We start from the raw sequence: 11,343 nt of genomic DNA, 5'->3' as shown, positions 1-11,343 counted from the left end.
GTATATTATTTGTTTTTTAATTAATTAACCAATCAACCAATTTACTAGCTAACGAGTAGTTTTATTAGGCAATTAAAGCAAAGGTGAATTAATGACTGAAATAACTAATAATTATTTAAAAAATGGGTTTTTAAAAGAAAAATATCCATTAAAAAGGCATTTTTACATCATTATTGTTTTTGCAATAATGATTAGTTTTTTTTATAACCTACAGATTGTTCAAGCTTCTGAAAGAAAGGTAAGTATTTTATATTTTAACAATCATACCGAGCAAACAAGCTGGGATTGGTTAAGCACAGGTTTAACCACTATGTTGATAGATGATCTTTCTCGAAGTGATACTCTCGTCTGTTCTTCTCGTCAGGAGATAGAGGATCTGTACTATAACTATGAGTTATTACCCATTTCAGCTGAGATAGAAAAATCTCTCTTGGTGCAGTTTAATCAGAATCTGGATGCTGAAGTTATATTTTTTGGTGATTTCTACCTTTCTCCCCCCTCAAACCTAAATTTGAGTCTCAAAAAGTACGATAACTCTACCGGAGAGATTACTGCTTTTAGAGATATCATCGTGGGGGTGACAGATATTGCTAACTTAAAAGATAAATTAATTCAATTTATCTTAAAAGAGTTGGATGTTGAAATATCTCTGCAAGAGAAGACAGAATTGCCAGAAATGCCTACTACTTCTCTTGATGCCCTAAGTAATTATAATAAATCTCTTGACTTAATGAATAAAGCTATTGCGGAATATGGAGGTATTGATTACCCTAGTAAAAAACTATGGGCTGAAGCTATAGAATATGGGGAAAAGGCGATAACAGCAGACCCTAAGTTTGCTGAAGCTTATTACCTTTTAGCGGAGATTTATAACCGAACCCATTGGACTATTAGAGAGGTAAATAGTTTAAATAGTTTTATCCAACTGGTAGAAGATAATCAATTGAAAAGTAAGGATATTTACAAAAAAGCTGCTCAGGCTTATTTTCGATTAGGATATTCCTTTTATTCTAAAGGCGAACAAGAACAAGCAATTAAATATTTTATTTCTTCTACAAAATATGATCCTGATTTATTAGAGCCCCGACTCCATTTGGTACAAATTTATTTTGATAAAGGCGAGATAGGCCTTTCTCTTGATCAATGTGAGGAAGTTTTAAGGATAGATCCCCAAAATAAAGAGATTTCCTGGTTTATTAAAAAGAACGAGCAGTCGAAAAAATATGGCCGGTCAGCTTATGAAAACTACGAAAAAGGTTATCTATCTTATAAAAATGGTAATTTTAAAGAAGCGATAACTTATTTTAAATCTTCTATTTTTGCGAATCCTGATTTTAAGGAACCGCATTACTATCTGGCTTTAAGTTATTACGAGATAGGAGATTTGGATAACTCTATTTTTCAATGGGAAGAAGTTATTAGAATAGATTCTTTCGATAATACAGCCCGGCATTTTCTAAATAATTGTCTGGAAGAGAAAAAATACGGAGTAGATACTTTAAAGTATTTTAACGCCGGTTACGATTATTATATAAAAGGTGAATATGATAAAGCGATCGAGGAATTTAACCGATCTTTAGATTATAATCCTGAATTTGAAAAAGCCCGTCAGTTTCTTTCCCGAGCATATTATCAACTTAATCAGATGGAGGAATATCGTGAAGAAAGAAAGAAGACGACCGAGTTAAAGGTCATCGGCGAGGAAGAAAAGGCCATGGAATATTATAAATTAGGTTATGAATTTTATTCCTTAAAGGATTATAAAGTGGCTTTAGAAGAAATAAAAAAAGCTCTGGATATAAAAAGTGATTATCCCCAAGCCCGTTATTTATTGGCCGAGTGTTATTTCCAACTGAAGGAATATCGATCAGCCCAGGTAGAGTATGAAAGAGTAGTAACCGATTCGGAGATGAACGAGTATACCGATGATGCCCTCTATGGCAGCGGTTGGTCTTATTATTTATTGGAAGAATATGAAGCGGCAGCCAAGAGGTTTTCAAAACTATTAAATGATTTCCCCGATAGTAATTTAGCCTTACAGGCAAGGCATAAATTGGGCAAATCCTATTTTCTGACGAATAATTATGAAGGTACCATTAAAGTGTACCGGGAATTTTTGGAAAAATACATTGAATATAAAGGTCAAGAAACAGCAGAAGTGTATTATTTGTTAGCTCAGGCTTTCTTCAGGTCGGGAAAATATAAAGAAGCAGAAGAGTTTTTTGATAAATTATTATTTCTCTTTCCAACCTTTGAATTAGCTTCTGAAGTGAAATATTATAGCGCTTTAAGTTTATTTAAAGAAAATAAATATGAAGCAGCAAAAGTACAATTAGAGGGCTTAATTGCAGAAATGAAAATAGATGATAAAAGGAAAAGGGAAGCCCAATATTTGCTAGCTCGTTGCCGGCTTAATTTAAAAGAATACCCTCAAACAATTGAGAATTTGGAAAGCTTAAAACAACTCGTAATAGACGATTCCTTATTGGAAAAAGTAAGTTTTGATTTAGCTTTAACTTATTCCCGTCAAGGCAATAAGGAAAAATCCATTGTTGAATTTCAAGAGTTTATTGAGAAATATCCGAAGAGTGAACTTATTAATTCAGTACATTTCGAATTGGGTAAGAATCTTTATGACTTAAAAAAATATAAATTAGCCTTATCGGAATTAGAAAAGGCCTCCCATGATGAAGCACTCTATTTAAGAGGAAAGGCGTCACAAGAATTAGGGGACCAAGAAGGGGAAATTATAGCCTTTGAAGAATTAATAAAGAAATATCCCGAGAGCATTTTTTCTCAGGAAGCATATTTTAGATTAGGTAATTATTATTATAATCAGAAGAGAGATAAAGAAGCTATTGAAGAATTTAGAAAAATAATTCAATTTTTTCCCCAGTCGCCTTTGCTCTCGGAATGCTATTATTGGATAGGGTGGAGTTATTTTAAATTATTGGATTATAAACAAGCGATAGAATATTTTAACCAGGTGGAAGAAGATGAAGAAAATTTATATTTAGCACAAAGAGCAAAGTTTATGGTAGCAGAATCATGGTATAATCTGGAAGATTATCAGAAAGCCAGAGAAGCATACCAAAAATATATCGAAATGTATCCAAAGGGAGATTTTTCAGTTAATGCCCAATATGCAATTGCCTGGACTTATCTAGAGAATAAAGATTATTCCTTATCGACTGAAGAATTCAAAAAACTTATGAACCTTTATCCTGAGAGTAAATTCATCGAGGAAGCACAATTTCGAGTGGGCAAGAATTATTATCTTTCAGGAGACAAGACTATGGCTAAGACAGAATTGGGAAAATTTATCAATTCTTTCGCCAATAGTAGTTTTAGAATAGAAGCTATGTATTTATTAAGTCAGATCTATTTACAGGAAGAGGATTGGATGGACAGCATCATCAATTTAAATAGACTGGTAAGAGAATATCCTGATAACTTATTTTTATCAGAGGCTTTGTACGGCTTATGCCTTTCTTATTTTAAAAAAGATGAATATGAAAAAGCCATTCAAACAGGAGAACAATATTTAAAAGATTATCCCAGTTTGGAATATAGTGACGATATTCTGTATATCAAGGCAATTTGCTGGGAAAAGTTAGAAAATCAGGAAAAAGCCATTTATGATTATAAGAATTTAATTTCTACCTATCCTCAAAGTCCGTATGCAGGAAAAAGCCAGGAAAGAGTGGAAGTTCTACAAAAGATAAATGAGTAGATAATTAGTTAACTATAAAAAAAGAGGGGGCAAATATTTAATGTTAGAAGTATTCGAAAAAGGTGGATTCTTAATGTATCCCATCTTTCTTTGTTCGTTGATTGCAATGACTATTTTTTTTGAGCGAATGTTTTATTTAAAAAGTATTAAAACTAAAAGCAAAAAATTTGTTTTACGGGTTAAAAATTTGGTGAAAAAGGGAAGCATTGAATTAGCTATTTCTGCCTGTCGTAAAAGCCCTACTCCCATTTCAAAGATTATGTTGGCTGGATTAATGAAATTTGGAAAGGGACGTGACGAGATGAAAGAGGCGGTAGAAGATAGCGCGAACCAGGAAATTCCTGTATTAGAGAGAAATTTGTCTACACTTTCCACTATCGGTAATATCACTCCATTGTTAGGGCTTTTAGGAACTGTTTTTGGTATGGTTAAAGCTTTCAATGTAATAGCAATTTTGGGGGTAGGTAAACCGGAAGCACTAGCAGGAGGAATTTCTGAAGCGCTGCTTACTACAGCCTTTGGGTTATCTATAGCTATACCGACCATTGTGATCTATAATTATTTATCTCACCGAGTGGACAAATTGATAAGAGAAATGGAAGTAAATTGTGTTGAACTAATAGATCTTCTTACTTATCAAGAAAATAATGGTGAAATTATGGGGGATAGCCTTAATCGGGGCGGTGAAGTAGATTATGAAATTTCCTCACCAGAATAAAAAGACCGCGCGTTTTGATCTCACTCCTTTGATTGATGTGGTTTTTCTTTTATTGATATTTTTTATGTTAACTACTACTTTTGTTAATTTAGAAAACAGAGTACAAGTAAATTTACCCAGCGGGGATTTTGCAGCGGCTAAATCATCAGAAAATGTTATTGTAAGCATTACTGAAAATAACACCATTTACCTTAATGGAAAATTAATAGATCCTTTAAAGCTTACTGAGAGTGTAGCGACAGAGTTAAAGGGAGAGCCCGAAAAAATAGTGGTTTTAGAAGCGGATAAAAATGTACTCCATGGAAAGGTAATTAGAGTAATGGATTTACTGAAAAAGGGAGGAGCGGAAAAAATTGCTATTGCCACTCAACCCGCGGAGGAGAAATAAGAAAAACAGTATCCATATAAATCGGGGCGGATGAATCCGTCCCCTACAAAATACCACAAAGCTTTTATGCTTTCTTGACCGGCAGATTGGCAGACCGGAAGATTGGTAGATTAAATTAATTGGCGAATCGGTAAATTGGTAAATTGGTGAATTGGCCAATTAGTGAATTGGAGAATCGGTAAATTAATGACGAGGTACAGATAATAAAAAATGCCCATCAACAGATATAGAACCAAGCGTTTAAAACAGAATAAAAAGAGCTTTTTAGGGAGATCGTTTTTAATTTCTATCATCCTTAATATTGTCTTGTTATTTGTTTTCGGGAATATGATCGCCTTTGATTTTAGCAGACCTTTACCAGAAAAAGAGCTTACCCTGGTAAGTCTGGTGGAAATTCCTGCACCGGAACAACCGGAATCAAAAAAACCGGAGATTACTGAGAAAAAACCCGTTGCTCAACTGGAAGTTAAACCAAAAGCTGCACCGGTTTCCCCCGAACCACCCAAGTTAAAAGAAGAAATAACCGAAACAAAAGTAGTCAGCAAGGAAGAGTTAAGAGAAGGAGCACCAAGAGTAGAAGTAAAAACTCCTGAAATTGAAACTACACCAGTGGAAATAATTCCTCCAACTCAAGCTAAAGATACTTTAGGAGAGGATATAAGTGTTGCTACTGAATATTTTAAGCAGACTATTACCAGTAGGAAAGAAGTTAAGGGGGAGATATTTGAACCGGGTGAGTCACAACTTAAAGTGAATTTAGGCGAAAAGGAAGAAGAAAATATCGAAGCTACTTATGGTACTGTGGTAAATCCGGGAGAAATTACTACCCTGCCGGAAGTAAAAGAAAAAGAATCTCCTTTTGGGAGTAGGCCTCTTGCGATTATGATAGAAAATTCAGAAGGAGCCAGACCTCAAAGTGGTTTGGATAAAGCTAATATTGTCTATGAAGTTTTAGCAGAAGGGGGAATCACCAGATTTTTAGCCATTTATTATGATCAGGAAGCAGAAGAAGTTGGACCGATAAGAAGCGCAAGACCTTATTTTGTCAGTAAATCCTTAGAGCATCAGGCGATTTATATCCATGTAGGCGGGAGTGAGGAAGCCTATAATTTTATAAAAGAAGAGAATATAGATGATATCAATGAGTTTGTAGATTTTCAACCTTTCTGGAGATCTACAGACCGAAAACCACCACATAATTTATATGCCTCTACCAGTAAATTGAGAAAAGAAGCTAATAAATTGGGCTATATTGAGATGATAAAAAAGCAAGAATACCAATTTGAAATCAGTAGGGATGAAAAATTAAGCGGCAGAAAAAATAATTCTATAGTTATTCCTTATAACAGAAATTATACGGTTAGTTATCAATATCTACCTGAGACAATGAAATATATAAGATTTATGAATGGAGAGCCTCATATAGATGCTAAAACTAAAGAACAAATAGCAGTAGATAATGTTATCGTTCAATATGCCGGAACCAAAATTATTGATGAAGAGGGAAGGCTGGCCGTAGATTTCGTTGGTAAGGGGAAAGGATTATTATTTATTAAAGGTCAATCCTCAGAAATTACTTGGGAAAAGCCTGATCTAAGAGCAAGGACTATATTTTTAGATAAAGACGGGAATAGAATAGCTTTGATTCCGGGAAATGTTTGGATTCAAATTGTACCACTGGATCTTATTCTGGAATATTAAAAGACCGTTTTTTGCAGAGTAGCAACAGCTTACTTAGATTATCTATTCATGGTAATAAGCAGGTGGGAAGTATGGTGAAACAATTAGAGGAAACTTTAGAATGTTTTTTAGATTATCTGTCGATGGAAAGAGGTTTGTCTCAAAATACTATCACTTCTTATAGATATGATCTTCTAAAGTATATTGGTTTTTTAAGAAAGAGAAAAATAAATTCCTTTAATCAGACTGACAAAGTATTGATCAATAATTATTTTGTTCATTTAAGAGGAAAAAATTTAGAGATTAATTCAATTTCCCGAAATTTAGTAGCAGTGAAGATGTTATATCGTTTTTTATTAACGGAAAATATGATCAAGGAAGACATCACTAGTTTGATCGAATTCCCTAAAGTGAGTAAAAAACTTCCTCATGTCTTAAGTTCGAGAGAGATAGATCTTTTATTAGATGAGGCTAATTTTAAAGATAAATTAGGATTAAGAGACCAGGCTGTTTTGGAATTATTTTACGCTACCGGTCTTAGGGTATCCGAACTGATATATTTAAAAATTAATGATCTAAATATGGAAAATTATATGTTGAAATGTATAGGGAAAGGATCTAAAGAGCGAATTATACCTTTTGGGAAAAAAGCTTATCACTCTTTAAATTTATATTTGAATCAAGTCAGACCGAAATTAGTAAAAAATCCGGAAGAGGACACTTTATTTTTAAATAGTCGGGGAGGAAGACTTTCTCGACAAGGAATATTCTATTTGGTAAAACTATATGCTCAAAAGGCAAAGATAAAAAAGAAAGTTACTCCCCATACCTTAAGACATACTTTGGCTACCCATTTATTAGAACATGGAGCAGATCTCCGGTCAGTGCAAGAGATGTTAGGACACTCAGATATTTCCACTACCCAAATTTATACTCATGTAAGTAGAAAATGGGTTAGCGAAGAATATTATAGAGCCTTTCCTAGAACGTAAAATAGTATATAGTGAAGACAAGAAAAACAGGGAAAAAGAAGAAAGAAAATAGGAGCCATAATTCAGAATATAATAAAAGAGTAACAGGGAATTATAATTTCCATCATTGCGAGGAAAGGGAATAATAGAGATGAAAGATTTAAAAAGAAAAATCATAGAAAGTGTAGAGTTTATTAATCAAAAGAGTAAGATAAAACCAAAAATTGCCATTATATTAGGCACGGGATTAGGAAGGCTGGCAGAAGAGATTAAAGAAAAAGAAATTATTGCTTATAGTGAGATTCCCAACTTTCCCCTAGCTACAGTTCAAAGCCATAGCGGTAACCTGGTTTTAGGAAAGTTGGGTAATAATGAAGTAGTGGCCATGCAGGGTAGATTTCATTATTATGAAGGTTATAATCTAAAAGAAGTCACCTTTCCGGTAAGGGTGATGAAAAAATTAGGGGCGAATATCATAATTATTTCCAATGCAGCAGGCGGAATGAACCGTTTCTTCAAGAGAGGTGACTTAATGTTGATTAATGACCATATAAATCTATTTGGAGATAATCCTTTAATTGGCTCGAATGACGAAGAATTGGGACCACGATTTCCCGACATGTCCGAAGCTTATAACCGAGAACTTATTGAGTTAACCAAAAAGGTAGCCTTAAAAGAAAAAATAAGATTACAAGAAGGAGTATACGCGGGTTTATCCGGCCCTACCCTAGAGACACCAGCTGAATATAGATTTCTGATAAGCATAGGCGCAGATGCAGTAGGGATGTCTACAGTACCAGAGGTAATAGTAGCTAATCATATGGGAATGAAGGTATTGGGAATTTCCTGTATCACTGATTTAGCCATAGATGGGGTGATCGTAAAAACTAAGCTGGAGGAAATTTTAAAAACCGCCTCGGATGCTGAACCGATTATGACTAAACTTATAAAGAAGGTAATCGAGAAAATTGATTAGTGATGGTTTAAGAGTAGCTCTTCTATCCGCTTTGCCACTTACCGAATTGAGAGGAGCTATTCCAATAGCGCTAACTATTTATAAAATGCCGGTTTTTTGGGCTTATATATATGCAGTATTAGGGAATATACTTCCGGCAATTTTCCTATTGTTATTTTTAAAACCTTTTTCAGAGTATTTGAGTCGCTTTTATTATTTTGATATTTTTTTTAAATGGCTTTTTAAAAGAACGCGTAGAAATACCCAGGAAAAGTTCGAAAAATACGGAGCACTATTTCTATTACTTTTCGTAGCTATTCCTCTACCTGTAACCGGTGCCTGGACAGGCTCAGTAGCTGCATTTATCTTTGGCATAAGGTTTTTCTATGCCTTTCCTAGCATAGTGGGAGGAGTTATGATATCCGGGATAATCGTTTCCTTAGCCAGCTTGGGAGTGATTAGTTTTGTTTGAAATAGTATTTGGCATATAGAAGAGAGGGAAAATGAAAACCATTGAATGGAAAGAAGGAAAATTATTTTTAATCGACCAGAGAAAACTTCCTTTAAAATACGAAGTAATTAATTGTTCCACTTACCAGGAAGTAGCGGATGCTATCAAGAAGATGAAAGTAAGAGGTGCTCCTGCTATTGGGGTAGCTGCTGCCTTTGGTATGGCGCTTGCTGCTTATTCTTCCGAAGCTAATACTTTTGTAGAATTTATCCAAGATATGGAAAAAGCAAAACATTACCTGAGCCTCACTCGGCCTACCGCAGTAAATCTATTTTGGGCTTTAGAGAGAATGATGAATTTAATTAATATAAAAAAAGAGCTTGATTTATTAAGATTAAAAGATATAATCTTACAGGAAGCCCAAAATATTGCCCGAGAAGATATAGAGATAAATAAAAGAATAGGAAAATACGGAGCTTCAATCATTCAGGATGGCGACAATATTCTTACTCACTGTAACGCCGGTGCTCTGGCAACTGTAGGTCATGGTACTGCATTGGGAGTGATTCGTACTGCCTTCAAAGAAGGAAAGAAGATACATATATATGTTGATGAAACCAGACCCGTATTACAGGGAGCAAGGCTTACCACCTGGGAATTAATGCAGGAAAAAATTCCCTTTACCCTTATCACTGATAATATGGCTGGATTTTTAATGTTTCAGAAAAGGGTAAATATAATCATTGTAGGAGCAGATCGCATTGCTCGAAACGGTGATGTGGTAAATAAAATCGGAACTTATTCTTTGTCTGTTTTAGCCCGAGAAAATAATGTTCCTTTTTACATTGCTGCTCCGATATCTACTATTGATTTATCGATAAAATCCGGGAAGAAGATTCCCATCGAAGAGAGAGATCCGAAAGAAGTAACGCAAATATTAGGTAAACAGATAACTCCCTTAGGAGTAAGGGCATTTAATCCGGCTTTTGATCTTACGCCTCACGACTATATAGAGGGGATTATTACTGAAAAGGGGATTATTCGAAAACCTTTTGAAAAAAATATTAAAACAGTCGTTAATATATAGTATATTGCACAGAAGAAAGAATAAAAAATCAAATTAAAAACAGTTTACCAGTTATTTTTATAACATGGCACACCGTTTTAAAATAACATGAGATACATTTTAGGTTTTGCTCTTTTATTTTTACTAAATACTTTTTTTAAAAAGGAGGATAAAATTGGATCCAGAAAAGCTAATTATTTCCGGAGGAAATAGATTACATGGTACAGTAAAAATTGATGGGGCGAAAAATTCATCTTTATCTATTATGGCTGCAACCTTATTGACAAAAGATGTATGTATTTTAAGAAATGTTCCTCATCTTACCGATGTTGAGACTATGTCTGAGGTTATAAGGAAATTAGGGGTCAATGTAGAATGGAAAGAAGAAAACAGCCTTTATATTGATTCGGATAATTTTAATAATTATGAGGCACCTTATGAATTGGTAAAAATGATGAGGGCTTCTATTTTGGTAATGGGGCCACTACTGGCTCGCTTAAAAAGAGCTAAGATATCTTTACCGGGTGGTTGTGCTATTGGTGCTCGTCCAGTTGATTACCATTTAAAAGGATTTGAGGCTTTAGGTGCTCAAGTAGAAGTGGAAAAAGGTTATATTGAAGCAAAAGTTAATGCCTTAAAAGGTAACGAAATATACCTGGATTTCCCTAGTCTGGGAGCGACTGAAAATATAATGATGGCAGCCTGTTTAGCGGAAGGGACTACTACTATTGAAAATGCAGCCAAAGACCCTGAAGTAGTGGAATTGGGTCATTTTTTGAATAAAATGGGGGCAAAAGTTAAAGGATTAGGAACTGATTTAATTAAAATAAAAGGAGTAAAAGAATTACATGGGATTGATTATGCCATTATTCCTGATCGCATTGAGGCGGGTACTTATATGATAGCAGCTGCTATTACCTGTGGAGATGTTTTAATCAAGGAGTCTGATCCCATCTTATTAAAACCATTGATAGTAAAATTAGAAGAAGCAGGAGTACAAATAGAGTTAGAAAAGGATTTTATTAAAGTAATAGGACCAGAAAGAGTTAAAGCAGTTGATATTAAGACCTTACCTTTTCCTGGATTTCCCACCGATATGCAACCCCAATTTATGGCTTTAGCCTGTGTGGCCAAAGGTACCAGTGTCATTACGGAGACAGTATTTGAGAAAAGATTTGTTCATACCGGTGATATGATCAGGATGGGAGCAGATATTAAAGTGGAAGGGCATAGCGCTATTGTTAAAGGAGTAAAAAAGTTAAGTGCTGCTCCGGTAATGGCTTCAGATTTAAGAGGTGGAGCCGCTTTGGTATTGGCTGGTTTAGTAGCGGAAGGTACTACCGAATTAAGTAGAATATATCATTTAGATAGAGGATATGTG

At 34.5% G+C, this 11,343-nt stretch carries 9 protein-coding genes; all 9 read left to right on the top strand.

What is annotated here, in order from left to right:
• Positions 1–91 precede the first annotated feature (91 nt).
• Positions 92–3,733: a tetratricopeptide repeat protein gene (locus ENO17_07485; GenBank protein ID HER24871.1), complete on the top strand. Its 3,642-nt coding sequence runs from the start codon at positions 92–94 to the stop codon at positions 3,731–3,733.
• 40 nt (positions 3,734–3,773) lie between these two features.
• Complete coding sequence (locus ENO17_07480) at positions 3,774–4,451, top strand: MotA/TolQ/ExbB proton channel family protein (protein HER24870.1); 678 nt, start codon at positions 3,774–3,776, stop codon at positions 4,449–4,451.
• The gene (locus ENO17_07475) at positions 4,429–4,839 is read left to right on the top strand and encodes a biopolymer transporter ExbD (protein ID HER24869.1); all 411 of its coding nucleotides are present in this window, start codon (positions 4,429–4,431) and stop codon (positions 4,837–4,839) included. The genes ENO17_07480 and ENO17_07475 overlap by 23 nt, the downstream gene beginning before the upstream one ends.
• Positions 4,840–5,049: 210 nt before the next feature.
• Positions 5,050–6,540, top strand: coding sequence for a DUF3048 domain-containing protein (locus ENO17_07470; GenBank protein ID HER24868.1), 1,491 nt, complete (start codon positions 5,050–5,052; stop codon positions 6,538–6,540).
• A gap of 71 nt (positions 6,541–6,611) precedes the next feature.
• Complete coding sequence (gene xerD, locus ENO17_07465) at positions 6,612–7,511, top strand: site-specific tyrosine recombinase XerD (GenBank protein ID HER24867.1); 900 nt, start codon at positions 6,612–6,614, stop codon at positions 7,509–7,511.
• 130 nt (positions 7,512–7,641) lie between these two features.
• Positions 7,642–8,466: a purine-nucleoside phosphorylase gene (locus ENO17_07460; GenBank protein HER24866.1), complete on the top strand. Its 825-nt coding sequence runs from the start codon at positions 7,642–7,644 to the stop codon at positions 8,464–8,466.
• 85 nt (positions 8,467–8,551) lie between these two features.
• Positions 8,552–8,917, top strand: coding sequence for a ligand-binding protein SH3 (locus ENO17_07455; protein ID HER24865.1), 366 nt, complete (start codon positions 8,552–8,554; stop codon positions 8,915–8,917).
• Positions 8,918–8,948: 31 nt separating this feature from the next.
• On the top strand, positions 8,949–9,983 hold the full coding sequence (gene mtnA / locus ENO17_07450; GenBank protein ID HER24864.1) for an S-methyl-5-thioribose-1-phosphate isomerase: 1,035 nt from the start codon (positions 8,949–8,951) through the stop codon (positions 9,981–9,983).
• A 154-nt stretch (positions 9,984–10,137) separates the two neighbouring features.
• Positions 10,138–11,343, top strand: a 1,206-nt coding sequence (gene murA, locus ENO17_07445) for a UDP-N-acetylglucosamine 1-carboxyvinyltransferase (GenBank protein HER24863.1), incomplete at its 3' end; no start/stop codon positions are given.

The organism is Candidatus Atribacteria bacterium (assembly GCA_011056645.1).
Classification (GTDB): Bacteria; Atribacterota; Phoenicimicrobiia; order Phoenicimicrobiales; family Phoenicimicrobiaceae; genus Sediminicultor; species Sediminicultor quartus.
Note: the sequence above shows the minus strand (reverse complement) of the source record. Positions and strands in the feature narration are given on the sequence as shown.